Source organism: Desulfopila inferna (assembly GCF_016919005.1).
GTDB classification, from domain to species: domain Bacteria; phylum Desulfobacterota; class Desulfobulbia; order Desulfobulbales; family Desulfocapsaceae; genus Desulfopila_A; species Desulfopila_A inferna.
On sequence record NZ_JAFFQE010000002.1, the window covers coordinates 279658 to 306297 of the forward strand.

At 49.6% G+C, this 26640-nt stretch carries 21 protein-coding genes, 1 tRNA gene, 1 pseudogene and 1 riboswitch; of the genes and pseudogenes, 12 read left to right on the forward strand and 11 right to left on the reverse strand.

Features of this window, described 5'->3' with window-relative positions:
• Positions 1–16: 16 nt before the first annotated feature.
• Positions 17–1837: a tetratricopeptide repeat protein gene (locus JWG88_RS05270; protein ID WP_205232668.1), complete on the reverse strand. Its 1821-nt coding sequence runs from the start codon at positions 1835–1837 to the stop codon at positions 17–19.
• 133 nt (positions 1838–1970) lie between these two features.
• Positions 1971–2216 carry a hypothetical protein gene (locus JWG88_RS05275; RefSeq protein WP_205232669.1) on the reverse strand — a complete coding sequence of 82 codons (246 nt, stop codon included), beginning with the start codon at positions 2214–2216 and terminating at the stop codon, positions 1971–1973.
• Positions 2217–2510: 294 nt separating this feature from the next.
• On the opposite strand from JWG88_RS05275, the gene JWG88_RS05280 reads away from it, so the two are divergent.
• A complete protein-coding gene (locus JWG88_RS05280) occupies positions 2511–4190 on the forward strand; it encodes a tetratricopeptide repeat protein (RefSeq protein ID WP_205232670.1) in 1680 nt (559 codons plus the stop codon).
• Between the two features lie 18 nt (positions 4191–4208).
• Here the strand turns inward: JWG88_RS05280 and JWG88_RS05285 are convergent, their stop codons facing one another.
• From JWG88_RS05285 to JWG88_RS05295, 3 genes are read right to left on the reverse strand one after another with little or no spacing between them, the layout of a single operon-like run.
• A complete protein-coding gene (locus JWG88_RS05285; protein ID WP_205232671.1) occupies positions 4209–4685 on the reverse strand; it encodes an NUDIX domain-containing protein in 477 nt (158 codons plus the stop codon).
• Positions 4682–5257, reverse strand: coding sequence for an NUDIX hydrolase (locus tag JWG88_RS05290; protein ID WP_205232672.1), 576 nt, complete (start codon positions 5255–5257; stop codon positions 4682–4684). The genes JWG88_RS05285 and JWG88_RS05290 overlap by 4 nt, the downstream gene beginning before the upstream one ends.
• Positions 5258–5270: 13 nt before the next feature.
• The gene (locus JWG88_RS05295) at positions 5271–5711 is read right to left on the reverse strand and encodes a pyridoxamine 5'-phosphate oxidase family protein (RefSeq protein WP_205232673.1); all 441 of its coding nucleotides are present in this window, start codon (positions 5709–5711) and stop codon (positions 5271–5273) included.
• 602 nt (positions 5712–6313) lie between these two features.
• Between JWG88_RS05295 and JWG88_RS05300 the strand changes: the two are divergent.
• The 8 genes and pseudogenes from JWG88_RS05300 to JWG88_RS05345 all read left to right on the forward strand — a co-directional run bounded on the left by JWG88_RS05300 (position 6314) and on the right by JWG88_RS05345 (position 17568).
• Positions 6314–9481 (forward strand): annotated as a pseudogene (locus tag JWG88_RS05300) (CheR family methyltransferase).
• Positions 9474–9896: a response regulator gene (locus JWG88_RS05315; protein ID WP_205232674.1), complete on the forward strand. Its 423-nt coding sequence runs from the start codon at positions 9474–9476 to the stop codon at positions 9894–9896. Before JWG88_RS05300 ends, JWG88_RS05315 begins: the two are co-directional and overlap by 8 nt.
• Positions 9897–10422: 526 nt before the next feature.
• Positions 10423–11052 (forward strand): DUF2179 domain-containing protein, encoded by a 630-nt coding sequence (locus JWG88_RS05320; protein ID WP_205232675.1) that lies wholly within the window; start codon positions 10423–10425, stop codon positions 11050–11052.
• A gap of 72 nt (positions 11053–11124) precedes the next feature.
• The gene (locus JWG88_RS05325; RefSeq protein ID WP_205232676.1) at positions 11125–11586 is read left to right on the forward strand and encodes a PA2779 family protein; all 462 of its coding nucleotides are present in this window, start codon (positions 11125–11127) and stop codon (positions 11584–11586) included.
• Between the two features lie 3 nt (positions 11587–11589).
• Positions 11590–12564, forward strand: coding sequence for a PA2778 family cysteine peptidase (locus tag JWG88_RS05330; protein WP_205232677.1), 975 nt, complete (start codon positions 11590–11592; stop codon positions 12562–12564).
• A gap of 222 nt (positions 12565–12786) precedes the next feature.
• Positions 12787–13161, forward strand: a complete 375-nt coding sequence (locus JWG88_RS05335; protein WP_205232678.1) for a cupin domain-containing protein — start codon at positions 12787–12789, stop codon at positions 13159–13161.
• Positions 13162–13515: 354 nt separating this feature from the next.
• On the forward strand, positions 13516–14142 hold the full coding sequence (locus tag JWG88_RS05340) for a glutathione S-transferase family protein (protein WP_205232679.1): 627 nt from the start codon (positions 13516–13518) through the stop codon (positions 14140–14142).
• 741 nt (positions 14143–14883) lie between these two features.
• Positions 14884–17568 (forward strand): cation-transporting P-type ATPase, encoded by a 2685-nt coding sequence (locus JWG88_RS05345; RefSeq protein WP_205232680.1) that lies wholly within the window; start codon positions 14884–14886, stop codon positions 17566–17568.
• A gap of 179 nt (positions 17569–17747) precedes the next feature.
• Here the strand turns inward: JWG88_RS05345 and JWG88_RS05350 are convergent, their stop codons facing one another.
• The 3 genes from JWG88_RS05350 to JWG88_RS05360 are packed head-to-tail and all read right to left on the reverse strand — an operon-like array spanning position 17748 to position 18458.
• Positions 17748–17975, reverse strand: coding sequence for a hypothetical protein (locus JWG88_RS05350; RefSeq protein ID WP_205232681.1), 228 nt, complete (start codon positions 17973–17975; stop codon positions 17748–17750).
• A 6-nt stretch (positions 17976–17981) separates the two neighbouring features.
• Positions 17982–18173: a hypothetical protein gene (locus JWG88_RS22125; protein WP_371927045.1), complete on the reverse strand. Its 192-nt coding sequence runs from the start codon at positions 18171–18173 to the stop codon at positions 17982–17984.
• 12 nt (positions 18174–18185) lie between these two features.
• Positions 18186–18458: a hypothetical protein gene (locus JWG88_RS05360; RefSeq protein ID WP_205232683.1), complete on the reverse strand. Its 273-nt coding sequence runs from the start codon at positions 18456–18458 to the stop codon at positions 18186–18188.
• A gap of 417 nt (positions 18459–18875) precedes the next feature.
• On the opposite strand from JWG88_RS05360, the gene JWG88_RS05365 reads away from it, so the two are divergent.
• Positions 18876–20225, forward strand: coding sequence for an APC family permease (locus JWG88_RS05365; protein ID WP_205232684.1), 1350 nt, complete (start codon positions 18876–18878; stop codon positions 20223–20225).
• Between the two features lie 142 nt (positions 20226–20367).
• Here the strand turns inward: JWG88_RS05365 and JWG88_RS05370 are convergent, their stop codons facing one another.
• From JWG88_RS05370 to JWG88_RS05380, 3 genes are all read right to left on the reverse strand, one after another.
• On the reverse strand, positions 20368–23007 hold the full coding sequence (locus JWG88_RS05370; protein WP_205232685.1) for a PAS domain S-box protein: 2640 nt from the start codon (positions 23005–23007) through the stop codon (positions 20368–20370).
• A gap of 215 nt (positions 23008–23222) precedes the next feature.
• The gene (locus JWG88_RS05375; RefSeq protein ID WP_205232686.1) at positions 23223–24047 is read right to left on the reverse strand and encodes a GNAT family N-acetyltransferase; all 825 of its coding nucleotides are present in this window, start codon (positions 24045–24047) and stop codon (positions 23223–23225) included.
• 320 nt (positions 24048–24367) lie between these two features.
• A tRNA-Pro gene (locus JWG88_RS05380) sits at positions 24368–24445 on the reverse strand.
• 240 nt (positions 24446–24685) lie between these two features.
• A riboswitch (cobalamin riboswitch) is annotated at positions 24686–24873 on the forward strand.
• Positions 24874–24991: 118 nt separating this feature from the next.
• Between JWG88_RS05380 and JWG88_RS05385 the strand changes: the two genes are divergently transcribed.
• Both JWG88_RS05385 and JWG88_RS05390 read left to right on the forward strand, forming a co-directional pair.
• On the forward strand, positions 24992–25411 hold the full coding sequence (locus JWG88_RS05385; RefSeq protein WP_205232687.1) for a DUF4019 domain-containing protein: 420 nt from the start codon (positions 24992–24994) through the stop codon (positions 25409–25411).
• 67 nt (positions 25412–25478) lie between these two features.
• Positions 25479–26468 carry a sirohydrochlorin cobaltochelatase gene (locus JWG88_RS05390; protein ID WP_205232688.1) on the forward strand — a complete coding sequence of 330 codons (990 nt, stop codon included), beginning with the start codon at positions 25479–25481 and terminating at the stop codon, positions 26466–26468.
• Positions 26469–26640: the final 172 nt, after the last annotated feature.

Below are 26640 nucleotides of genomic sequence, written 5' to 3' on the forward strand. Positions count from 1 at the left end.
TCCAACCCGGGCCGGCTCAATGCAGAGTCCAGTTTCTTTTTTCTTCCGGAGAATAGCTGCAAAACAGGCCGGTGCGAAGAGAGTTTGACAGATGTTTAGCCAGCGCTGGGTGATGTGAGGCAATTTTTTTGACGGCACTGCGAATTCGTAAGGTAACAGCCGCTCTGGCGCGCTCGGCCGCCGAATTGATTTTCCGCGGGTGTTTGCCTAATCCAAGGTTCCTGGACAGGTGATCAAGCAGGTATTCCATTTCTTCCTGCAGTTTTTCTCTTCTGCCGATGTCATTATGCTCCTCAGCTGCAGAAATTTCATGCCGCAGTTCCCTGATATGATCTTCATATTCACGACGTGCCCTTTCATCCATGGCATAATATTTCTCATCCATGCTTGATTCAGAACCCATGAGAACGGTACAATGAGTCTCCGTTTCAGGCGAGGCAAGCAGCCTGGCTATATCATGAAAACCCTTTAAATCGGGCATGGTGATTTCAATACCGTCAAATGCCATATGCCAAATGGCATGTTCCTGCCTGAAAATGGATGCTGATGCAGCTGAGTTCACCAGCTTTATCCTCTGTTGCCCCTGCCCTCCTGCCGCCAGAACATCCTCTAATCCTGCCAGCAGAATACCTTCGACAACCCTGTCAGTATCTTCCTTGTACTTGTAGGGGTTGGCATCTCTGAGCCAGTCAATTATTTCTTCTGCATCCGGTTTTCTGCCCCTGGTTATAAAAGAGACAAAGGAGTCAACAAAGAGAGAGGTGTAATTTTTCGCCGGCTCTTTCTGGCCGAGATGAGCATAGGCTGCAGCGATATAACCGGGCAGATCCACCCGGACATTCACCAGCTGCCTTTTCAGCGCCATGTTGACTGTGGTCTCGAATTTTCCTAAAACGAAATAGACCATGGAGCCATATTGATAATACCAGAGATTTCGGTACGGATTGAGGCGCAACGCCTTTTCGAAGAGCTTCTCGCCTTCTGCACCTCTTCCGAGAAAAGCCATGCAGCTTGCCAGCTGGACCAGGTTGTCCGCATCGTTGCTGTTCAGTTCAAGCGACCTGCTGATGTGATACCCAGCCTCTTCGAATTGCCTGCGGTAGAGATAAATACGCCCAAGTATCATCTGGACGAGATAATTGCCTTCATCGAGTTGAAGCGCCTTTGCCGCATAGGTGTAGGCGCATTTTTCCGACTCCTCCCACAGCTCCCAGAGCTGACAGCTCCACTCATTGAAATGAGAAAGTGAGAGTCCCGCCAAGGCTTTTGAGTAATCGGGATCAATGGCCAGAGCCTGATTGAAAAATTCCCTGGCCTCATTGTCGGTCTCGAGCGTACCGAGCCTCAATCTGTCCATACCGCGCAACCAGCAGTCATATGCTGCCAGGCTGGACACGGATTTCTCCCTGGCGGCGGAGAGAAGATTTTTGTTTACTTCAGATGAAATCGTAAATACCACCCGTTCAACAATATTATCCTGAATCTCAAAAACGGAATCAAGAGGTGCATCGAAACGCTCGGCCCAAATTATTTGACGGGTGCTGGTATCGAGAAGCTGCGCATTGAGCCTCATGGAATTGGACCTTAAAAGCAGGCTTCCTTTGAGCAGATAATCAATGTCAATATTTCTGGCAGCCTCTATTTCGTCCAGTTCGGGATCGGCTAATCTGCTTGAGGTATAAGAAGATATAATCTGTAAAGCAGAAAAATGCGACAGATCAACAATCAGCTCATCTATCAGCCCCTTGGAAAAATATTCATACTGAGCGTTTCCTGATAGTTTATCAAAGGGCAGTACTGCAAGAGAGGGGGCTCTGTTCAGGTAACCATTTTCCATTTCCTGTCTTCCGGTAGGCTGTCAACATTCAAAACATTCATCGCCTATGACATGGAAAACATAATCACTCAGACAAGCTTGTCACTCGCCTACCCTGGCGTAGTTCCGCCTTAATCACAAACAGACTGCCCTCTCACAGCCACCTGTTGAGCAGCAGATTGATCAGTACCTCTTCCATGAACAATCCCAGTGGTCCTCCCCCCTCAATTTGTCCAAAGAGCAGCAGGATGCCGCTCCAGGCAGCGACAGTCAAAATCATGGTCAGCATGAGAAACAAAATAACAAACATCGTTTTTTCATAGCTGTTAAGAGGGTTGCCGAATGCTTCTTCTCTTTCGCCTTTAAAAATATCCGCTTTAAACTGTTTTGACGGCCGCATGCTCTTCTCCTATGAGTGAGTTTCATAATCTATTGTCTTCATTCAGTAGGCGTAATTTCGCTCATTACTGCGTAAGCCAATACTGATTACCTTCACCTGACAGATACTTTTCTCTCAAAAGACCTTCGATCCTGCTTGTCTCTATGAAGAACCGTCCAATTCCGGTGGTGGATCAGAGGGGGATTGAACCGGGGGACCAATGGACTACAGATTGTTCCGGCTTACATTGTAAGCTTGGGAATTACGCCTATTGATTGAGAAGATACCAAACATCAAGCAAAAGGAGGTTCGATCATGCGTTTACTCAAGATCATTATCGTCCTATCGGCTTTGATTTTATATGGGACGCAAGCTGCAGCAAAAATACATGACAGCCGGGCGATCGAAGCAGATCCATTCCAAGCAGAACAACCGATAGCGCCCAGACTTGCAGGACTGGGAAATTATCATTTCCCGGTCACAACCGACAACCCCGAATCACAGGAGTTCTTCAACCAGGGACTGAGACTGACCTACGCCTTCAACCATTCGGAAGCCCTGAGGGCCTTCAAGGAATCGGTACGGCTGGATCATGACAATGCCATGGCATATTGGGGCTGGGCGTTGGTGCTCGGACCAAATCTAAATCTGCCGATGATGCCCGATGTTGCCCCTCAGGCGTATGAGGCCATTCAACATGCGCTGCAACGTAAGGAAGCCGTATCGGAAAGGGAGCAGGACTTTATCGAAGCCCTGGCGAAAAGATATTCCAAGATCGCACCAGAAGACCGGACTTCACTTGACCATGCCTATGCCGATGCAATGAGAGCACTGGTGGAGAAATATCCCGAAGATCTGGATGCCGCGACACTTTACGCCGCCTCTCTGATGAACCTGAGCCCATGGAACTACTGGAATCTGGATGCTAGCCCCAGAGAGAATACCACAAAAATTCTCAATACCCTGCAGTCGGTAGTTGATCGTGAACCCAAGCATGCAGGGGCATTGCATTATTTCATCCATACGGTGGAGGCACGTCATCCTGAAAGAGGAGAAAAGCATGCAGATATGCTGGGCGGATTAATGCCTGGAGCCGGTCACCTTGTACATATGCCGTCACACATCTATATGAGGGTTGGCAGATTTGCCGATTCTTATAAAGTAAACAAACGCGCTGTTGAAGCCGACGAAAACTATATAACCCAATGTCGAGCCCAGGGAATCTACCCTCTGAATTATTATCCTCACAATATACACTTCATGGCATGGTCGGCAATGGTTATGGGCCGTCCCGCAGAAGCACTGGAATCAGCCCGAAAGATAGTCGCAAAAGTTCCCCATGAGCTGAGCGCTGATAAAAATATATGGACCCTCTATGAGACGTTTTTATCGCAGCCGGTCTTTGTCATGGTGCGTTTTGGAATGTGGGAGGAGATGCTTTCAGAACCCAGACCTGAAGTAGAATCAAGATACATGACAGGTGTCTGGCACTATGGCAGGGCATTGGCTTTCCTGCATACCGGAAGGATTACTGAAGCCGAAAAAGAACTGCATGCTTTGGAAAATCAACAAAAGTTCATGAGCACGCTTGAGCATTATATCGGCTTTGGCACTGCGGAGAACCTTTTAACAATTGCACATGAAATTGTTCTGGGAGAAATAGCATATGCCGAGGGCGATACCCTGGAAGGCCTGGCCCATCTGGAAAGAGCAGTTCGGCTTGAGGACAGTCTTATCTATAACGAACCGCCCGACTGGTACTTCCCAGTGCGTCACTTTCTCGGCGCCATGCTTCTTGATGCCGGCCGGCCACGTGAAGCCGAGGTCGTATATGCAGCTGATTTGCGCAAAAACCCTGAAAACGGGTATTCATTGTTCGGATTAGCCAAGGCCCTGAAACAACAGGGCAAGAATGATGATGCTGAAGCGGTTGATATCCGCTTTAAAAGAACATGGGCTGACGCTACTCATGTCCTGGCCACCTCTAGATTTTAAAGAGTTGGCCTGGAGAATTTATCGATACTCATCTTCGCTGAGGAACTGGGCAAAATGTTCGGCCAGGCGCCTGTAGACCCCCGCCCTGAATTCGACGGTGAGCCCGACCATCCGTCTTGCCGTGGTCCAGCGCCAGTTTCTGAATTCTTTGCTGTGGGTGAGATCGAGCCTGTTTTCATCACCTATGAAGCGAAAAAGAAAAAAATAGATGACCTGCCCTCTGCCGGTCTTGTTTCTTCTTGCCTGCAGAGGCAATTCATAGACCAGGGGTTCCGGGTGCGGGGCGATAAGCTGAAGGTCGCTGGCGGTGATCCCGGTCTCTTCTTCAACCTCGCGAATAACTGCCTGATAGGGTTCCTCTTCTTCATCCAGGCCGCCCTGGGGCAGCTGCCAGGAACCGGGAATGTCGGAGCGTTCAAGAATGAGAACCTGCCCCCGGCGATTTATGATGAGTGCACCTGCGCCTGCCCTGAAGTACTGACTTGGTCTTTTCATTTCCTGCCTGATGTATGACTAACTGAAGGGCCCAATCTTCCATGCGCTTCAATGTTGCGTTCACGAAAATAGAACCGGCCTTTTCCCGCATCCCGGCAATATAATTCCAGCACCTCCCTGACTACATGAAAGGCAAGCTCATCCCAGGGAATCCTGTCCAGTGGGAAAAGATCGACATCCAGGCTTTCTTCTCCCGGATGAAATCGCCCCTGGAACAGCCCGGCCCGATAGACGAAATAGATTTGATTGACAAAGCTCAGATTGAGGAGGCAGTACGGCTGTATATCCTCGAGACGTGCGCCGGCTTCTTCGAGCGTCTCGCGCCTGGCGCACTGCTCGACGGTTTCACCGTTTTCCAGATAGCCGGCCGGGATGGTCCACCAGCCCCGCCGCGGTTCGATGGCCCTGCGGCAAAGCAGGATCCGGTGATCAATGGCCGGAATCGCCCCGGCGACTACCCGGGGATTATGGTAATGGATAATCCCGCATTTGTCGCAGACGTAACGGTTCCTGTTATCCCCGTCGGGAATTCTGAGTGCAACCTCCGCGCCGCAGTTGCTGCAGTAATTCATCACCTCTCCCTTCTCACTCGGCACTTGTTTTGTAGACCGCATCCATGGCCCCGCGAAACAGCTGAAACGACTCGGCAACAACACAAAAGACCACCGCCCGGCCATCCTCGGCAAACTCCCTGAGATGCCCGTGACAGTGTATGAATTGCTGACGCAGTCTGTTGCGCCGGTCTTCATCCTCTACTTTTTCATAGCGGCCGGTGATCGTCAGGGCGTAGATATCCCCGCGCGATGCCGCCGCATCATCTTGCCGGCGTGTGTCTATCAGCAGACTGACCGTAGGGTTTGCGCACATATTTGCATATTTTCTGGTGTTATTGTGGGTGATCATATAGGTGGTCGGGCCTTCTTCATCCGTTATATAGGCCATCAGCGAACAGTGAGGAATCCCCTCGGATACTGTTGCCAGCACGCACATGTCCTCTTTCCTCAGTACTTCCAAGATCTCATCCACATCATCATCCTTTTTTTTTCACGATGGTTCTCCGAAATCTCGGTACCACCATTCAAACCGGGAAGAATCACATTTTCTCATCAACTCTTCTCAGACTATCTTTTTTTTCGTGTTTTTTACAGGATTTCTTCACGATCCTGCTCTCTCAGGCCACATTAGTACCTTTTCGGCAGGTTCACCAAAACTGCGCAAAACCAGCATCATCAATTCTTCTGTTATCATAAATTTTGTCTCACCTTACAAAGATAAAATGAAGTTACAACAATGTCGACAGTGCAAAGAATATTTTTGCTAGAACAACGAGATATTGACTTTTGCAAATATCTTTATATCCTGCTATGACTGATGCTTCATAGAGCTTGGCCCCTCTTCCTAATGCATGCCGGGCAGGATAGGTGGTTTTTTCGGCAATAGAGAATCTTATGTCCTCCTCAGTAAAAAACAAAGGAAGCAAAAAAACGGTATCCAGGCCCGATGCCGACACAATCAAAAACCGGAAACCAGCCGAGAGAAAAGCAGAGAAACTCTCTGCAGGATTCCCGGTTGTCGGCATCGGTGCCTCAGCCGGTGGCCTGGCGGCTTTTGAGGCATTTTTTTCCGCTATGCCGGCCGCCCACCCTACCGCGATCGCCTTTGTCCTCGTACAACACCTGGCACCTGATCATAAAAGCATGCTCACCGACCTGATCAAACGTTACACGCCCATGGAAGTCTTCGAGGTTGCGGACGGGATGAAAATACAGGCCAACTGCGCCTATATAATACCGCCGAATCGCGATATGGCCCTTCTCGGCAACAAACTCCAGTTGCTTGAACCTTCGGCGCCCCGGGGACACCGCCTACCCATTGATTTTTTCTTTTCCTCGCTGGCAGAGGAACAACGCGAGCAAGCCATCTGTATCATCCTCTCCGGCACCGGCAGCGACGGCACCCAGGGTGTGCGGGCCATCAAGGCCGCCGGCGGCATGGCCATGGCCCAAATCCCCAATTCCGCCGAGTTCGACGGCATGCCCCGCAGCGCCATCAACTCCGGCCTGGTGGATTACCAACTGCCGCCAGAAGAAATGCCCGCCCAGCTCCTGGCCTATGTTTCCCAGGCTTTTGACAAGTCACGGCAGTCAGCTCTCCCCGCGCATCCCAAAAATGACAACGCTCTGAAAAAGATATTCAGCCTGTTGCGGACCCAGACAGGCCACGATTTCTCGCAGTACAAGCCGAACACCATCTTTCGCCGAATCGAACGGCGCCAGGCAATAAACCGGATTGAATCAATTGATAAATACGTCAGTTACCTGCAGCAGAAGCCGGCGGAAATTGAATCACTTTTCCGTGACCTGCTGATCGGCGTGACCGGGTTCTTCCGTGACCCAGAGGCCTTCAAGATGCTTGAAAAAAAAATTATCCCGGTGCTTTTTGCCAACAAACCGGAAGGTAGCGCGATCCGTGTCTGGTCTGTAGGATGCGCTACCGGTGAGGAGGCCTATTCACTCGCCATCCTCCTTCATGAGTATCTGGAGAAAAGGAGCCTGAAGTATACTATACAGGTCTTCGCCACAGATATCGACAGCCGGGCGATTGCCACGGCACGGGCCGGCCTCTACCCTGCGGGTATCGCCGCCGGCATCTCGCCCAAGCGATTGGCCAGATATTTTACAGCCGGGGCCGATGGCAGCGTCTACCGAATCGATAAACATATTCGGGAAATGCTGATCTTTTCCGAGCAGAACGTCATTAAAGATCCGCCTTTTTCCAGAATCGACCTGATCTGCTGCCGCAATTTGCTTATTTATTTGAGTGCCGACCTGCAGAAAAGACTTTTTCCGCTTTTTAATTACGCCTTGAATCCCGATGGCTTTCTCTTTCTCGGCAGTTCGGAGACCGTTGGTGAATTTGATGATCTGTTTGCATCACATGACCGGACAGTTAAGCTGTATACCCGAAAAGAGTATTTCCGTCAGGACTATCGATTCCTGACGCCCGTTAAAACGGCGGTCCATATGGCTCAGCCTGGTCCGGCAGGCAAGGCCGCCATACCCCGAAAGATATCGTTGCGTGAAATGACCGAGCAAGCTCTCCTGCGCGAAATCCCCTCGGTTGGCATCCTCGTCGACGGCCATGGTGACGTTCTCTACATCCATGGCCGAACAGGGAGGTATCTTGAACCGGCCCCTGGTGAAGCTGGTGTCGGCAATGTCCTGAAAATGGCCAGAGAGGGATTGCAGGGCGAACTGACCTCCGCCCTGCGTCAGGCCGCCATTTCCAGGGAACTGGTGCGACACAGCGGTTTGCTGGTTAAAACCAATGGCGACTTCACCCCTGCCAATCTTATCGTTCGTCCACTGGCGGCTCGTCCTGATCCGGAAATCGCTGCAGGTGCAACTCCGGCCTCTTCTGATGCGCCGTCTCTTTTTCTGATCGTCATTGAAGATGCCAACCTATGCTCTTCCGACCAGGCTCGCCAGAAAGCGCTGCAGGGTGTAGATGAAGACCCGGGCAGCCCGAAGACTTCCTCCCAGGGCAAGACAAACGCCCAGGTGGCCGCGCTCAGGCAGGAACTCCTGGCCAAGGAAGAATATCTGCAAACCACCAACGAGGAATTACGATCCACCAATGAAGAGATGCAGTCAATCAACGAGGAACTAACGACAACAAATACCGAACTGCAGTCCAAGGTGACAGATTTGTCTCGGGTCAACAACGACATGAACAATCTCCTCGCCGGTACAGGAATCGCTACCGTCTTCGTCGATCAGGGCCTGCAAATTCTGCGCTTCACGCCCGCCGCCACAGAGATTATCAATCTCATGTCAAATGATATCGGGCGGCCGGTCAGCCATATCGCTTCAAATCTTGTGGGTTATGATGGCCTGATCAATGACGTTAAGAGTGTCCTGGACACCCTCGTCAATAAAGAGGTGTAGGTAGAGACAGATAAAGGCAAGTGGTTTACCCTGCGCATCCAGCCTTATCGCACTCTTGAAAACGTCATCGAAGGTGCAGTAATCTCCTTCATCGATATTACCGAAGCAAAAATATACAAGGAGACACTGCAAATAACAATTTCTAAACTGGAAGCAGTCAATAAAGAGCTTGAAGGTTTTACCTATCTGATTTCTCACGATTTAAGGACTCCTGTTCGTCATATGAACAGCTATACTCAATTGCTCAAGAAAGATGCCTGGTCCGGCCTCAACGAGAAATGCCGCAGCTATCTTAACACGATACTCAAGGCCTCCCGGAATATCAGCGTGCTGATCGATGATCTTTTAGAGTTTTCCCGGATCGGAAATACCAGGCTGAAAGATGACGCAGTAGATCTCAATGATATCATCAACGAGGCCAGGCAGACCCTGGCGGTGGAAATCGGCGACAGAGATATCCAATGGAGTGTGGGTGATTTGCCTGTGGTTCGGGGAGATTACTCAATGCTGCAGCTCGTCCTTTTGAACCTGGTCGGCAATGCCTTGAAATTTACCCGGAGTCGCTCTCCCGCCATCATAGAAATCGGATATAAGGAAGAGGAGACTGAGTATGTATTTTTTATCCGGGACAACGGGGTTGGGTTTGATATGAAGTACTACAATAAGCTCTTCAAAGTCTTTCAGAGACTGCACGCTTCTGAGGAAGTCGAAGGCACAGGAATTGGGCTGGCAAACGTGGAACGTGTCATTAAACGCCATTCAGGACGGGTATGGATGGAAGGCAAGGTAGATCAGGGCGCAGTGGTTTACTTCTCCTTACCGAAAGACCAAGGGAAACAGGATGACTAAAGCAAAAAGCATACTCATAGCAGAAGACCAGGAAGACGATATATTGTTGATGGAGATTGCCCTGGCCGAGTTAGCCTTAGAGGGTGAATACGCTGTGGCGCAAGACGGGCAGGAAGCTTTGGATTATCTCTATTGCCGCGGGAGCCATGCAAATAGATCCCGTGGAAATCCCAAGCTGATGCTGCTCGATTGGAACCTGCCCAAAATAAACGGGCAGGAAATATTACAGGAAATTAGAAAAGACAAGCAATTCGATACCGTTTCAGTTGTGGTGTTTTCCTCTTCTCTTGCCGAAAAAGACCAGGAAGAGGCTCTTTTTGAAGGGGCAAACGCCTTCATGACCAAGCCCATGGATTTGGCTGATTTTCTCTTGTCAGTTAGAAAAACAGTAGCCACTTATCTGAGCTATACGTGACAAGACAAGGGCACAGGAATGGTCTAGTATGTGCATACTCATCTACTGTGCCAACAGGGGCTAAACAAAGACTAGATTCCTTCCCCCATCCCCACCATCTCCATATTGATCCGGCGGGGGGATATTGACTTGCCGGGGCGAGGGATAAACCTTCGTGTAAAGGCCAGGTGATTATCACGCTTGACAAGCGCTCTTTTTCTTTGTAAATGGCTGTTGCTTTTTGAAGAAGATCACTGCAACGATGATTGCTCATCTCTGCTATGATTTTGTAATCACTTCAATTAACGACATCCTGACCCCATATCCGCGGTCGGATAAAATAAAAATACAGCCTGAAAAACGGAAATTCGCCGGTAACGGCAAATTTCCGTTTTGTCGGTTTTAGGGAAGTGACCGCAATTTTTTTTGCAAACAGCCTGCAATGTAAGGGAAAAAACTCAGGCAGCTGTTTTTCCAGAAACGTTGAATTTGCTGTACCGGTTTCCAGGACGAAACCGACAACTTTCCTTTTGGAGGAAAATAAACAATGTCAATTTTCAGTGAGAGTGCCGCTTTTGCCTACATCCTTCTGCCGCTGTTGGTCTTTCTGGCCCGGATACTCGATGTTTCCATCGGCACGCTGCGTATTATTTTTGTCGCCAAGGGCGTGAAGTATTTTGCCGCCCTGCTCGGCTTTTTCGAATCCCTCATCTGGCTGGTTGCCGTGGCACAGGTTATGCAAAATCTGAACTCCTGGCAGACCTATATTGCCTTTGCCCTGGGTTTTGCCGTGGGGAACTATGTCGGCGTGGTCCTCGAGGAAAGAATCGCCCTCGGCAACATCCTGATCCGGATCATCACCCAGAGGGAAGCGCACGAGCTCCTCAGCGTGCTCCGCAAGGAGGGGTATGGCGTAACCAGCGTTGAAGCACAAGGCGAATTCGGGCCGGTGAGTCTTATCTTCAGCGTCATCAAAAGGAAGAATGTTCGCAAGATCGTCGCCCTGATCAAACGATATAATCCCAACGCTTTCTACACCATCGAAGATATGCGCTATGTGACCCAAACCTATCCTCTGCCGTTAACCGACCGGTCTTTGTTTTCCGCGCTGGGGATGAAACGCTCCACGAAGCATGATCATTCTGCCGCTGTTCATCCCGGCAATGCCGCGACATGACTATCGGGTTCAAATAAAACTGGAAAGTTTTTCCACGATCATCTACAAATATAGATAGAGACATCATGGAACATGAAACGAGAACGACTCGTCAAAGTCCCTGAAAGCGGAAGACGCAGGGTTTCAATCTATCTGGGAGAGGAGGTAGTGTACATGCATGGAACAATCTACAGAATCTTCATCGGTTTCCTGATGGCCGCGTTTCTCTGCACGTCGAGCCTGGTGCCGACGGCCCAGGCTGCGGTAATCGACACCTCTGTGTATCTTGACCAGGCGCAGAATATCAGCACCGATGAACTCACAGCCCTGCTCGAGCGCCAGGATGTGCAGGAACAACTGGTGACCCTGGGTGTTGATCCCACCGATGCCCGTCAGCGCATCGCCTCGTTGAGCGAAGCCGAACTGAGGCGATTGCAACAGGGGATGGACGAACTGCCTGCCGGCTCGAGTGTTCTGGCTGTTCTCGGTGTAGTCCTTGTCGTTTTGATCGTGCTGGAAATACTTGGCGTAACCAATATATTCACCAGGCTCTAAGGATTGTATTTAAGCACCATCGCCAGGGCCGGATTGCTGTGCCTGCTTCTCTGGCAGCTGTCCGGCTGCAGCCTGAAGTATCAGCCCGTCGATCTCGGCGGCAGTGACTATCCCGATCTGGAGGCGACGCCCTTCTTCCCCCAGGAGAAGTATCAGTGCGGACCGGCATCACTTGCCATGGTGCTTGCCGCCTCCGGTGTCAATATCCGACCGGAACAACTCACCCCCCTCCTCTACGTCCCGGAAAGACAGGGCAGTTTCCAGCTAGAGCTTGTTGCCGCAAGCCGCTCCTTCGGACGGATTCCCTATGTCATCGATCCCAATCTCGACGCTCTGGCCGCAGAGCTTGTCGTCGGAAGGCCGGTTCTCGTTCTGCAGAACTACGGCCTGGATTTTCTGCCGTTTTACCATTATGCCGTGGCCATAGGACTGCAGCCCGACGAAAAAATCATCCTCCGTTCAGGGACTACCAAACGGCTCATAATGGCTCTGCCGTCCTTTCTGGTGAGCTGGCAGAGACCGGGGTCATGGGCTCTGGTGATCCTGCGCCCCGGAGAGTTGCCAGCCAAGGTCGACCGGGACCGTTACCTTCAGGCGTTAGCCGCCTTCGAAAAGACAGCCTCTGCGGTGGAAGCGTTGCCCGCCTACCGGGCAGCACTCCACCGATGGCCCGACGACGGTATGCTGCTCTTTGCCTCCGGCAACAATGCCTTGATGCGAAACAGCCAGGCTGAGGCCGAGGACTACTTTCGGCAGGCCCTGGAAAGGGACGGCCAACACTTAGGGGCCATGAACAATCTCGCAGACACCCTTGCCAGGAGAGGCTGCCTGCGGGAGGCGAAAGAAATAATAGAGCGGGCGGCAACGCTGGCCGAAAAGAAAGATTCCGTTTTTTCCGAGCTAATCGCCCTCACCCAAAAAGAGATCCGGCATCTTGCCGAAACGCCGGAGAATTCCGCGGCACCGGTATGCAGATGAGGTTTTATGCTTGTCAAGAGATCACTGGAATGTACAACCTGTAAATTCGCGGTTCTAAAAATCCGGGTGCTGTAACCACAAAATAAGGCTTTACTGTAATAGTGATCTGGGCCCTCGGAAGAATTCAAGCAATATTTCCGTCTTAACAGGGGGCAGCGAGGTTTTATCTATGCCTTCATAACCAGCCGGACTCTGTAGAATCCGGGTAAAACGGAGAAAACAATGGTATTGAAAATTGACACGCCGACAATAATTGAAGCCGCGGGCAACAAACCGAAAATCATCAAAGAATATATAGGTCGGGTCAATTCGCAGACCTCAGACCTGAGTGTCGCTCACATGGCCAGTCCTGCAGGCTGGGAGGAACCGGGCCAGAAGCCGGAATTCAGGGAATACACCGTTGTGCTCAAAGGAATGTTGCGGGTAAAAACGGCAACACAGGAACTGGATATTCATCCGGGTGAAGCAATAATTGTTGAGGCCGATGAGTGGGTACAATACAGCACTCCACATGAAGGAGGAGCCGAGTATATTGCGGTCTGCCTACCGGCGTTCTCAACCGATACGGTTCATAGAGACGATGAAAAGGAGTCCTGAATGAAGGAGAACTCTGAATTGCCCAATAACCCATGTGCGCAAGTGGTTTAATCGCTGCGGTGGCACGGCGCTGATAGGCGCGGGAATAATGACTGCAAGCATGCGGCAGTCTGCATAAGCGGTTGATGAGTAATTGTATATGTCCAGAATTAAAAAAGATTCTAATTCTGAAAAAAACTCTCCTGTTGCAACCACAAATTTCCCCTTCCATCGCTAAGAAAAAGCACCATTGTTATAGGTTAAGAAATTCCTCTTCTCAGAAGAGGAATTGCAAATGATGAGAGAAAAATGCAGAAGCGCTCACGGAGTAGAGTGCAATGCTTCCCCCAACTACCACAGGGTTAAGGAGAAAAAATGTATACTGTATATACCATTCCAGGTTCGTGTTCTTCAGGTATTGTTGTCTTACTTGAAAAGCTTCAGGTTGAATATACACCGGTAAGGCGTGAAGATGTTCCCGATTATTCAGCTATCGTGCCGACAAACCAGGTTCCCGCCTTGAGAACAGCAAACGCCCAGATCATTACGGAAGGTGCGGCAATCGTCCTCTATCTCTTAGAAAAACACAAATCAGAGATGCTGCCTGACGATCTCTCCCAAAAAGCAGAATTTCTCCGGTGGCTGATGTTTGACTATGCAACCCTGCACCCTGCATACGGCAAAATGATGACCATAAAATATAAAACGAAAATGGATGAAAATGAACGGACAGAGGTTTTAAGCCAACTGGCAGATACCGTTTCCTCACTGTGGGCAATTCTGGATAAGGAATTGGAAAACAAAAGATTCATAACCGGCGATAGACCGACAATCGTCGATTATCTGGCAGCCGTTTATTCAAGCTGGGGAAAAAACTTTCCTGAGACAAAAATTACTTTGGGAAAAAACGTTACACGATTGATTAATGAGGTGGCGGAGCTTCCTGAGTTCCAGGCCGGCTACAGGAAGGAAAATTTCGAATTTCATAAATATGCTCAATAATCAAAACAAAATTCTAAGGCAATCTTGAAAAAGAAGCTGGATAGCTGATAAGCATGCGGTTTCTTTTTTGATCCGGCCCCTATTCAGCCGCAGGACCATGCGACTACCGTTATTGCGGACCCCAATCCGGAATCCGCCAGTTGCCGTTGCTGTAGATTCGGGAATGACCTTTCTTTGTTATCTCGGATAATAACGGCTCTTCCCTGCTCCTGGAAAAGGAATTTGTCACTCAAATACCATTCTGTCTTGTTGTGACCTGCTCCATCCCATTGAACCACAGACCGCCGACTACCGTCATTCCGGACCCCGATCCGGAATCCGCCAGTTGCTGCTTTCCAATTATACACCTGAAACTCTTCCATACTATCCGCAAGTGACTATCTCTTCTTTGCTTTTCTTATCCCGGCTGTTTTTATACAGACTGATGCGGCCTTGCTGCATGAACAGAGAATTGATTCGAGCCATCATCAGGATCGCTGATCATTTCCAATCATCCTGGACATTTTCCTGTCAAAGAGGACTGATATCCCTACCTCATATTAGTCCATTCGGCACCTGTCAAGAAGATCGAAGCTAAACACCAGGACCTATACCAGTTATTTTTGAGGTTCAGGCGGCATGCGATCTGCATGTATCAGGCAAAATGAATAACCAGGTCCGCTTACCAGCTATAACAACTCATAGCTTCGTATCCATGCGTACTTTTATCCAGTTCGCTGATTCAACAACAGGAAAACCATCATGGCAAATAATGCATCTCAGCAGAAAAAACCCTGGCACAGCATGACGGCAGAGGAGGTATTCAGTTCTCTGAACACAGACAAACAAGGCCTGTCAACAGATGACGCTTCCCGGCGAATTCAGGAATACGGGCCGAATAAGTTGCCGGAAAGAGGAAAGCAGTCAGAGTTTTCGCGGTTCATTAAGCAGTTCGACAACATTTTAATATATGTTCTTCTTGTTGCTGCAGTGGTTACCGCGGTTCTCGGCCATTGGGTGGATACCTGGATCATCCTCGCCGTTGTCATCATAAACGCCATTATTGGTTTTATTCAGGAAGGCAAGGCTGAAAAGGCGCTGGAGGGCATCAAAAAGATGCTGTCCCTGAAAGCAAGTGTAATCAGGGATGGCCAGAAAAATGAGATCGATGCCGAAGAACTGGTTCCTGGAGACATCGTTTCCTTGACCGCGGGCGATAAAATACCGGCTGATCTTCGAATTTTTAAAGAAAAGAGCTTCCAGGTCGAAGAATCACCACTGACAGGAGAATCGGCGGCTGTGGAAAAAAGGTCCCAAGCTGTTGACGAAGATACCGAACTGGGCGACCGCACCAGCATGGCTTATTCCGGGACGACCGCAACATATGGTAACGCTCAGGGTGTAGTGATCGGAACAGGGGAAAACACCGAACTAGGCAAAATCAACACCATGATCTCGGAGGTGCAGGAGATCACCACGCCTTTACTCCGGCAGATCCATGATTTCGGCACAAAGCTGGCTTTTGTTATTCTGGGTGCCGCTGTGGCTTTGTTTTTATTTGGCTTTTTCATTCGCGGACACAATATAGACGACATGTTTATGGCGGTCATAAGCCTGGCGGTTGCCGCTATTCCGGAAGGACTTCCCGCCATCATGACCATCACTCTGGCTATCGGGGTCCAGCGCATGGCCAGGCGCAATGCCATTATCAGAAAGCTGCCGTCGGTCGAGACTTTGGGAGCGGTCTCGGTTATCTGCTCGGATAAGACCGGAACGCTAACGCGCAACGAAATGACGGCGCAACTCATAATCATCGACGGTAAATCCTATGAGATAGAGGGTGAAGGATACGATCCTGAAGGCAATATTCTTCTGGATGGTTCAAAGGTAGATCATTCGGAGTCGGAACCGCTGACAAAGCTGCTCCAGACCGCCTGGGTATGCAATGAGTCCGAGATCAGAAAAGATGACGGCACCTGGAGGCTGATCGGCGAGCCTACCGAAGGGGCATTGAAAACCCTTGGTTATAAAGCGGGGCTCCAGGTTTTCCTGCCGGAGCGCCTCAACGACATACCTTTTGACTCCGAACATAAATACATGGCCACACTCAACCTAGTCGACAATGACAGGATCATCTATATCAAAGGAGCTCCTGAAAGGCTGCTGGAAATGTGCGATAAGCAATTAACGGCAGCTGGTGAAAAGCAACTGGATAAATCCTCCTGGCTGGACAGTATCGATGAAGCGGCGGACAGGGGCATGAGAATGATTGGTACTGCCTACAAAATTCCCGACAAAAGCACCGATGAGCTGGAAAAGGAGGATGTTGGCGACGGAGCCGTATTTTTAGGATTGATAGGGATTATGGACCCCCCGCGATCAGAAGCGATAGAGGCGGTCAGGCAATGCAAGGCTGCCGGCATCACGGTAAAGATGATCACCGGAGACCATAAGATCACGGCAAGGGCCATCGGCAGGAAAATGGGTATAGGTGATGGAGAAAAGGTAATAGAAGGCAGGGACATGGACAGGATGGATGAGAGGGAGTTGCAAAGAGTTGTTATGGAAAATGATGTCTTTGCCCGCACCAGTCCTGAACATAAAGTGAAATTGATAAAAGCGCTGCGGGCAAATAATGTGATCAGCGCCATGACCGGCGACGGGGTTAACGACGCCCCCGCCTTGAAGAACGCCGATGTCGGCATCGCCATGGGAATCAAAGGGACCGAAGTTGCCAAGGATACCGCTGAAATGGTATTGGCCGACGATAATTTCGCCTCGATTGCCAATGCCGTTGAGGAGGGGCGCACGGTCTATGACAATCTCCGCAAGGCCATTATCTTCATATTGCCGACAAACGGCTCGGAAGCCATGGTGGTTATCGGCGCCATTCTTCTGGGAATAACCATGCCCATAACCCCTGCCCAGATTTTGTGGATAAATATGGTAACGGCTGTGACCCTGGCTCTGGCCCTCTCCTTCGAGCCCATGGAAAAGGACGTGATGAAGAATCCGCCACGAGACCCGGATGATTCCATCATCGGCGGATATTTCATTTTTCGGATTGTTTATATATCCCTGCTGCTGGGCGGTGCGGTGACTGTCGTTTTTCTGATGCTTGAAGACCAACACGGCATAATCTCCTCCCGAACAGTCGCCGTTAACGCTCTGGTTTTCGGTCAGTTATTTTATTTGTTAAACTGTCGAAAAATACGGCATCAAGCCTTCGACAAGAGTTTTTTCAGCAATAAAGCCGTCTTCGTCGCCTGTCTGGTCCTGATAATACTGCAAGGGGTATTCACCTATGCTCCCTTCATGAATGACATCTTTGAAACATCTCCCATATCGTTACACCTCTTGCTTTACCCTTTGCTTGTAGGGCTGGGAATTTTCATAATTGTTGAACTGGAAAAATGGGTGGCAACCAAGAAAAAACTGCTGACGTGAAAATACCTATGGAAGCTCGTCGGGGCTGGACCTACGTTTGCAGGATGACGTTATCATGGCCTTTGAGGGCTAGGTCGATTACGGCGTAACCCTCTTCATTGTGTTTGCCAGCAGGAATCGTCAGGCTTGGTGTAAATTCCTTTCGCTCAGCAGACTTCCGACATTTTGTCAGAGACCATCTAAGTCGGAATCCAGAAGGGGCCACCCTTGCCCATTGCCTGCAATGTCTTTACAAATTCACCTGCATAATCTTGAGTCCTGCTAAGATAGTCCGGCGTCAGGCGATTCTTAAATAGAGGGCCACTGAAGGCCTGGGCATAGACGTCTACAGGAATGACCGATTCGGCGGAGACGGGGTCGTATGATGCCCAATTTTTAACATGTTCTTCCGACCGGAAGAGGTTCATGCGGCTTCAAGCCATCCCCCAGGGAATTTCCCCGCTTAAGGCCTTAGCCAGAGGAATGTTGATGTGTCCAACGGCTGTCTCGGGAGTTACTTCGAGGACATCCTCATTGTGCATGCGTATTAAAACAGGCTCTCCGCAATCCAGGCAGCGAGAGCTAATGCGAATTTCCTTATCCGGGAAGAGCCAGCGCACGGCCAGCGCTTCAAGCCCTCACTGTCCGTACCATTTTTGTTCTTCCTCAACGCTTATCAGATAAGGGGTCGGCACATTGGAAAAAGGTGCCCAGGATTCTACATAATCTGTGTCCTTGACGAACCAGCAGGCCAGAGATGATTCAGCTGCCTGGTGTTGTGCTGATCGCGCCTCCTCGGGTGAAACGCCCAGAGTCGCAGCAAGTTCTGTATAATGCGGCGCCCGCCCTGTCTTTATGAAATGCTCGATGACCTTGGTATACGATAGCTGCGTCAATACAGTCTCATCCATATCATATCCTCCTTTAAGGTGATGTTGAGAAGTTTCAGGTAAGCCGCTCCGCTGGACGTGGCAAATCCCTATCGAATCCGTTTCCGTGTTGTCATCAGAGTCCGTCTCCGCCGGTGCGACGACTTGGTCGGTTATTCTATTGTATCATTCCATTCTCGAAGTTGGAACGAATGACACCCCTTTTCAACAACAGAGGCAATTTATCGTAGATATCTCTCCCCTTAACTAGTGATAGCTGCCTTTGACCTCAAGTTCATTGTCCTCGCTTGCCGTGGAGTCAACCAGTGACTACATTTTCAGCAATCATCCGGAGGATAGGACAACGCTGAGGAGCGACCCGAGCGCCGAGATGAGCACCGAAAGGATGAGGCCGGGTCGCCTGAATGACAATCAAAAATCTATTTATTAAAAAAAACGATGGGCGAGAACAGTTCTTCCGACTACAAAAAAGATAGCCTAAAGCTTTGGGGAGCCGTCTCCATGGGCACGGGCGTGATGATTGGCGCTGGCATTTTCGCGCTAACCGGCCAAATCGCCGAGTTGGCGGGTACATGGTTTCCGCTGGTTTTTTTCATCGCCGCGATCATCGCGGGTTTCAGCGCCTATTCCTACGTAAAGATGGCACAGGCCTATCCCTCGGCAGGCGGCATCGCCATGTTTCTCAAAAAGGCCTACGGCAAGAGCCTGATGACGGGCGCCTGCGCGCTGCTCATGTATTTTTCCATGATCATCAACGAGAGCTTGGTGGCGCGCACCTTCGGCACTTACACCTTGCAGTTGTTTGACGTCAAGCAAGCCGACTGGCTTGTGCCCGCGCTCGGGGTCGGCCTGCTCATTTTCGCCTTCGGCATCAATCTGCTGAAAAATAAATACATCCAGTCCATCTCGTTTTTCACTGCTTTCTTGAAGATCGCCGGGCTCGCCGTGCTCGCGATCGGCGGTCTATGGGCGTCGGGCTTGGAATTCGAGAGCGTGAGCGCTGCACCCCAGCAGACCGGTGCCGCCGGTTTTCTCGGGGCGGTCGCCCTGGGCATCCTGGGATATAAAGGCTTCACTACCATTACCAACAGCGGTGACGAGTTGAAGGAGCCGAAGAAGAACGTCGGTCGCGCCATCATCGTTTCGATATGCATTTGCACCGTCCTCTATGTGCTGATCGCTCTAGCCGTGGGTGCAAACCTGTCGATCGAGGAGATCGTCAAGGCAAAAGACTACTCGCTGGCAGAGGCCTCGCGCCCGGCCTTTGGACAATACGGGCTCTGGTTCACGGTCGGCTTCGCTATCGTTGCCACGGTCTCGGGTGTAATCGCCAGTGTCTTCGCGGTTTCTCGGATGCTGGACATGCTTACCTCCATGCAGCTCGTGCCGCACCGTCACTTCAAGTTGCCCGGCGGGCTGCAAATGCACACGCTGATCTATACGGTCGCCATGGCCATCGTACTGACCATTTTCTTCGACCTCAGCCGCATCGCGTCGCTTGGCGCGATTTTCTACATCATCATGGACATCGGAATCCACTGGGGCGTGTTAAAGCATTTACATAAAGAGGTCGGTGCCAGAGCCTCCATTCTGATCACCGCTATCGTGCTCGACGTGGTGGTCCTCGGCGCCTTCATATGGGTCAAGGTTCAGTCCGATATGTTCGTCATCTGGGCCTCGCTCATCGGCTTGATTCTGGTTTTCGCAGGCGAAAAGCTTTTCCTGAAGATGCATGAAGCCGACGAGGGCGATCCTCACTATAAGGATCCTAAAGAGGCATCGTCATGATCTAGTGAGGCGATAGGTAACCGCTTTTAAAGCCCACCCTGACTTCTTCGCAATTCTCCTTAAATAAGATTGCCAGCCGTATGACCATGGTTATGAATTGATGGTCAAATAAAGTGTCTCAAGCCACCGGAGCGCTCTATCATTAACAATCATGACCTCCAAGGCTTGCAGATAGTGTGAAAAAAATGGTTGAGCCTTGACCGGGTTGTGATTCCATCCAGATCCTTCCATGATGGCGCTCGACGATTCTTTTGCACAGGGTCAGGCCCATGCCCACTCCCTCATATTCCTGGCTGGTGTGCAGCCGCTGGAAGGGTCTAAAAATCCGCTCCTGAAATTTTTGCTCAATACCTATGCCGTTGTCCTTTACAAAAAACTCATAACTGTCATCGGAGGGGCGGCACCCAATTTCAACCACGGGCGCATGACTGGTATTGTATTTTATGGCGTTCGCCATAAGGTTCTGAAAAAGCCGCTGGATCAAGTCCGCATCGACAGCCATTACCGGCAAATCCTGACAGATTACTTCCACATTTCTCTCTGTGAGAGTTGAATGGAGATTTTCAAGTACAATGCCAACTACCTGGTTCAGTTCCGTTGGCCTGACCTTAAAGCCATTGGTTGAAACCTTGGAGAGGGACAGTAAGTTGTCGATAAGGCCCTTCATTCGACGGCTGGCGGCAATCGCTCTGTCGAGGTACATCAGGGCCCGGTCGTCGACTCTTTCACTAGGAGTCTTTGAAATAAAAAGCTGGAGAAAACCGATGATCGAGCGGATTGGCTCCTGAAGGTCATGAGAGATGGCATAGGCAAATTCTTCGAGTTCTTTATTTGAACGCTTCAACTCCTCTGCAGCCCGTCTTTTTTCCGTTACGTTGCGCAGAATTACGTGAATATCCAGAGAATCGCCGAACATGTAACCCTTTGATGTTATTTCCACCTCCACCGATGTTCCATCAAGCCGGACAATTTTGGTTTCATAAGGGGGCAGCGATTCATTGAGGTTCCGTATTCTGTATATCCTTTCTCGCAGCTTTTCATGATAGTCGAGATGATAGAGTTCGTAAGGGGATCTGCCGAGCAGGTCTTCGGCTTTCTGTGCTCCGAACAGGCGGATGCACGCATTGTTCACCAAGGTGATTTTGTCGTGACGGTTCAGGAATATAGCATCGGGAGAGTTCATGAAAAGGTTGCGGTAACGGATTTCCTGATCTATGAGCGCCTTCTGGGCACGCCGCCGGGACAGAGCATCGCTGATAACGCGGGCCAGGGTTTTAAGGGTTGCCAGATCTTCATCCGTATAACCTCCTTCACGATTGGCCACCGAAATCATCCCGGTCGTTTTATCGTTCAATTTCAAAGGAGCGGCCATAAAGCACTTCAGTTCAGGATGCCCGGGCGGAACTCCCTTGCTGTCCGGATGTGAGGCCGGATTGTTGGTAAGAAACCCACGACCTTTTTTAAAAACAGTGGCATAAAGACCTTCAAGATGCGGGAGCCGCCGTTTGTTTGTAGAGTCCTGCTGGTTGCCCAGGGAGCATTTTTCCCAGGTGGGGTTGGAAGCGGCGATATCCAGCAGATCATCAGAGCCGGTTTCACCGAGCAGAGAAAGAGGGCTTTCGGTGACCCTTTCGACAATCAAGAGACAGGTTTTTCCGAACTCCCTGTCGTCGGCATTCTTGACCACTGCGGCGAAAATACTGTTAATTCCGCTAATCAGTATATTTTGCCGTTGGATTGCTTTTTCGGACTGTCTTTGCTCGGTGATATTATGGAAGATACAATGGGTTTCACGGAATACCTGTTGTGGCCCCCTACTGATTTTTCCGTTTAATCCCACAAGAATTGTGGAGCCATCTTTTTTGACCATCTCGAATTCCACGCCGATGACCTCACCAACCGCTTTGAATTTCTGAAAGCTTTCCTTAAAATGAGTGACATAGTCCGGAGGAAGAAATTCTCCGAAATTGCGTCCTATCACTTCATCCTTAGAATAGCCGAGAGTATCGAGCCAGCTTTGATTGATTTCACTAATCGTGCCGTTTTCATCTAAAGACTGGTAAGGCAGTGGGGCTTCTTCGAACAGCAGTCGGAATTTTGTTTCCTGCTCGGCAAGGGATTTGAGATTTTCGTTGTTTTTTCTGACATTATCCAGCCAGATTTCAAGTTCCTGAGATTCCTGAAAATGAATTTCCGGTGGAATGTAATGGATATTTTGGAGGAACAATTCGTTGTTGTAAAAGAGAATCGGATGGGCACGGATAGCGGCTTTAATAACTTTCGCAGGATAGAGACTCTTGTCGTAGGCACATAAGGATTTAAAAGGAAAATGAGGAAAGAGCACTTCTTTGATGATATTTTCATATCGCATCAATTTGTCAGAAAGATTTTGGCTTCCAAGGCCAAAGGTGGCTTCGCCTACTACTCTCAGTGCCTTATATCCTTCTGAGACAGCCTGCTTGGTTTGTTCAATCCAGAATGCCTCAATCTTATTAGGATTGAACCCGTCTTTCTCGAAGTAAGACTCTTTTACATCGACAATCGAAAGACTTCCGATGGATATAAAATCCTCAACGTCGTACCCGAGAGATAAGAAGTCTTCGGCAATATAGGACTTTTGATAAGTATCGACAGCCATAAAACATTTTTCACGATCAAGCAAACCATCGAGTATGTATTGGGCGGCAACTTGGCGAAAATGTGCAAAATTATCAAAAATAATACAGGCATGCGAATGGCTCTTATCCAGAAGAGGGAAAGCTTTTTTGTGTTGTTGTGCCATGGCCTGTGTAAATACATTTGAGCATTTTGGGAGTGGTTTGCAATGAAGGCAGTCGTTCCACCTTTGAAGTTTCCAGAATCAACTTAAAAATAAAGTATGACAAAAATATTGTATTGCAAGGTAAGCAAATGGCAGAAGGACTAGACGAAAGAGGAAAAAAGGACACCTTTTAAAAGCTGCTGGAAAGAGATAGTTCTGGGTCTCATTCAATTGACCTAACCATACTTAATTGCCGCCAACATCGGATTTTTGTGTACACGGCTCATTTCTGTAGCTCTAAATTGGCCAACCTGAGCAAGGTATGAGTCATATTCTGTCAGCGCCGAGGGTTGCATCAGGAACTTACCATCTGGTGTTTCAGTCAAAATCCCCTTTTTTATTAGACTTTCAATCGCCGGGTTCGAAGGATCAAGCTTTATACCAGCAATAGCATAGTCGATAATAACATCGGCGATGGCGTCTTTTTCAACCATTGACAACTGTTTAAATGCCTGATGGAACTCAACTGTCCCACTTGGCACCCGCCCAACAAGCGACCTTGCCACAAAAACTTCTTGTGGCGTTCCCTCGTGGATTAACTGAGGGCGGTTCCAAAAACCAAACCTATTGAAGTATGTAGGTAATCCCACTAGCACACAGCCTTTGCTGCTAATGGATTCCAGCAAGGCTAATCCACTGTTGATCAGCGTCGTGCCTATCCGGCGTCCTTGATATTCCGGTAGCACAGATACCGGACCAAGGCCATGCCAGTTCGTTGTTCCATCGGAAATCGTAACGGATGAAAAGGCTATATGCCCAACAATCCGCCCATCAACCTCAGACACCAGCGATATGGTCAGTGCGTCATCGGCACGGAGATCATTAATGATAAAATGCTCTGTGTTTTGGCTGAAAGAATGATCTTCAAAAGCTGCCTGTGTAACCTCGTCGATCGCCTTAATGTCTGATGGTTTTTCGCTTCTGATAATCCAGTTACTATCTTTCATAAAAAATACTAACATGTTTTCAATCACTTGCGGGTTTTCAATCATTTTCGCCATCCCGGAGCTGCAGAGGCTTGCAAACAAAGGAGTAAACTCAAATCAAGTGCCAATGAGAATTGGTTTTAGCAGTTCACGGTACAAATGTTCTTCAAAACAGAAATTCACCATTGAAGAACGCATTAAGCCGAGAAAAAACTGGGATCCTGTGAGTGTGCTAAAAATCCATCGGAAAAATGATGTTTAGCTGCGTTTCTCATGAGAGTCGCCGATCTATCCCCAATCCAGACCGGCTGCATTTCGCGCACTTATTGCACTTCAATAAAAAAAGGACCTAGAGCAAAACTCTAGATCCTTATATGTTTTTTTGTGCTATTTCGTGGTCGGGGCGGTAGGATTCGAACCTACGACCTCCTGCTCCCAAGGCAGGCGCGCTAACCAGGCTGCGCTACGCCCCGATTTATGTGAAGGTGTTAATCTGAACCAAGGATATGTACACCATCAAATTTCATTATGCAAGGGATTTATAGATATTGTCCATTACTTTTCTCAGGGGTGCTGATTTCCTGGACAATATGCTGAAACCGGACTTTACCCCCGACATGGATTACCTGACTAACATATGGCTCCAAGACATATCAATTTCCCTACACACTTCTATCCTTTTTTCGGTTGACATCGCTGCGGAATTTCTCTATTCATTAAGAAGTTTTTCAGGTGCTCCATTGTGAGTTTAAGAGGGAATCCGGTGAAAATCCGGAACGGGCCCGCCGCTGTAACCGGGGATGAACGCTGCAACGAAGTCACTGTCTGCCTGGCAGATGGGAAGGCGCAGCAAGTAAAATGAACCGGGAGTCAGAAGACCTGTCTGAAGAAATGTTTGATATCTTCGTGGCTGAAAGGTATCGATTATTCGTGGAAAAATCAGGGTATCCCCGAATCAATGAATACATTGTATTGTAATTGGTTCGGGGATTTTTTTTATTTTCTACAAAGGATCACTTATGAAAAGATACCTTCTCCTCATTTTTGCGGGCCTGCTCCTTTTTCAAAGCGGTTTTCCAATTTCGATTAAAGCATCTGAAAAGGAGGCGGTTGAGTCTGCCCTGTACTGGCTGAATCTTGTCGATCAGGGACAATATGAGGAAAGCTGGGAAGCGGCAAGCTCGCTTTTCAGGAGGAATGTTACCCGGGAGCAGTGGAGGGTGGCGGTTCAGGGAGCCAGGGAATCGCTGGGTGATATGCTGACACGTGAATTGGCATCGACAGAGGCCCACGATACATTGCCCGGTGCCCCCGACGGCCGCTACCTGATCATCTTTTTCAACTCCTCTTTTGTAGAGAAAAAAGAGGGTCGTGAAACACTAACCCTGATGGTGGAAAATGATGAGACCTGGAGAGTGTCGGGGTACTTTATCAGGTAGTGTCTGTACAACTATACCAGGCACGGGAATGACATTTCATCACCATCACCACCAGGAGAAAATTATTATGCCCAGAAGAATTCAGATTGTTGTCATTTCCGCCGTTCTGTCGCTTATGCTGTTTATCCCGGCGTTGCCGAGCCAGGCCCGGGATGCGGAAAAGCAGGACAAGACAGCTATCGTGGTGGCCAGCTTCGGTACCACGGTTCCACGAGCAGTCGAAGCCATCAACAACATTGTAGATCGGGTCGAGAAGGCCTACCCGCAAACAGAGGTAAGGATTACCTTTACCTCCAACATAATCCGCTCAATCTGGCGCAAACGCCAGATTGAGGCGCAGCAGTGGCTGGATCAGGGCATCCCGGAAGACATCCTCTATGTAAAGAATATTATCTCCACCATCGGCGATCTGCGCGAGGAGGGGTATCGCAACATCATTGTGCAGCCTACCCACATGTTTTACATGGAACAGTCTCATGACCTGAACAGTTATGTCCGCGCCCTGGGCTCTATCGAGACCATGAAGGAGCGCTGGCGACCCTTTGACTCTGTGGTAATGGGCCGACCTGCCCTGGGAATGCCGGGAGCCCGCTACAATTATCACGAAGATGTGGCCGCCGCTGTCCAGACATTGGCCGCCGATGCCCAACTGGCAGCAAGCGAAGATGCAATCCTCGTCTATATGGGCCATGGCAATCAGCACTGGTCGACGGGAATCTACGCCGACACGCAGAGGGAGATGCGCCGCGCATACCCGGATGTGGAGACTTTCATCGGTGTTGTCGAAGGACATCCGTCCCTGCAGGATGTCCTCGATCAGCTCGACGCCACCACCAGGAAGAAAATCATCATCAAACCGTTCATGATCGTGGCGGGAGATCACGCCGTCAACGATATGGCCGGAGAAGATGGGGAGTCCTGGAAATCTGTACTGGAAAAGAGCGGCTACGAGGTGCAGCCTGTCTTGCAGGGCCTTGGATCTAATGATGCTTTTGCCGATATTTTCGTCGATCACATCAGGGATACAGCCAGAGACCATAATCTGGTTGTCCAGTAGGTTTTTTAACTGAATAGACAGCCGGCACTGAAGACGATGAGGCCGCTTGACGATGGCGGCGCTTTCTGGTAACACGTTCAGTAACTATAAATTGATAGGTTGTGCCGGCTGGTTCTGTTTTAGCCTGTCTGGAACCAGCTTTAACAGCTCATCCTGTGCGAATCGGGAACGG

Bases quoted from the DNA above. Each gene is read 5' to 3' on its own strand.
- JWG88_RS05270 (WP_205232668.1), bottom strand. From the start codon at position 1,837: ATGGAAAATGGTTACCTGAACAGAGCCCCCTCTCTTGCAGTACTGCCC.
- JWG88_RS05275 (WP_205232669.1), bottom strand. From the start codon at position 2,216: ATGCGGCCGTCAAAACAGTTTAAAGCGGATATTTTTAAAGGCGAAAGA.
- JWG88_RS05280 (WP_205232670.1), top strand. From the start codon at position 2,511: ATGCGTTTACTCAAGATCATTATCGTCCTATCGGCTTTGATTTTATAT.
- JWG88_RS05285 (WP_205232671.1), bottom strand. From the start codon at position 4,685: ATGAAAAGACCAAGTCAGTACTTCAGGGCAGGCGCAGGTGCACTCATC.
- JWG88_RS05290 (WP_205232672.1), bottom strand. From the start codon at position 5,257: ATGAATTACTGCAGCAACTGCGGCGCGGAGGTTGCACTCAGAATTCCC.
- JWG88_RS05315 (WP_205232674.1), top strand. From the start codon at position 9,474: ATGACTAAAGCAAAAAGCATACTCATAGCAGAAGACCAGGAAGACGAT.
- JWG88_RS05320 (WP_205232675.1), top strand. From the start codon at position 10,423: ATGTCAATTTTCAGTGAGAGTGCCGCTTTTGCCTACATCCTTCTGCCG.
- JWG88_RS05325 (WP_205232676.1), top strand. From the start codon at position 11,125: ATGAAACGAGAACGACTCGTCAAAGTCCCTGAAAGCGGAAGACGCAGG.
- JWG88_RS05335 (WP_205232678.1), top strand. From the start codon at position 12,787: ATGGTATTGAAAATTGACACGCCGACAATAATTGAAGCCGCGGGCAAC.
- JWG88_RS05340 (WP_205232679.1), top strand. From the start codon at position 13,516: ATGTATACTGTATATACCATTCCAGGTTCGTGTTCTTCAGGTATTGTT.
- JWG88_RS05345 (WP_205232680.1), top strand. From the start codon at position 14,884: ATGGCAAATAATGCATCTCAGCAGAAAAAACCCTGGCACAGCATGACG.
- JWG88_RS05350 (WP_205232681.1), bottom strand. From the start codon at position 17,975: ATGAACCTCTTCCGGTCGGAAGAACATGTTAAAAATTGGGCATCATAC.
- JWG88_RS05360 (WP_205232683.1), bottom strand. From the start codon at position 18,458: ATGGATGAGACTGTATTGACGCAGCTATCGTATACCAAGGTCATCGAG.
- JWG88_RS05365 (WP_205232684.1), top strand. From the start codon at position 18,876: ATGGGCGAGAACAGTTCTTCCGACTACAAAAAAGATAGCCTAAAGCTT.
- JWG88_RS05370 (WP_205232685.1), bottom strand. From the start codon at position 23,007: ATGGCACAACAACACAAAAAAGCTTTCCCTCTTCTGGATAAGAGCCAT.
- JWG88_RS05375 (WP_205232686.1), bottom strand. From the start codon at position 24,047: ATGGCGAAAATGATTGAAAACCCGCAAGTGATTGAAAACATGTTAGTA.
- JWG88_RS05385 (WP_205232687.1), top strand. From the start codon at position 24,992: ATGAAAAGATACCTTCTCCTCATTTTTGCGGGCCTGCTCCTTTTTCAA.
- JWG88_RS05390 (WP_205232688.1), top strand. From the start codon at position 25,479: ATGCCCAGAAGAATTCAGATTGTTGTCATTTCCGCCGTTCTGTCGCTT.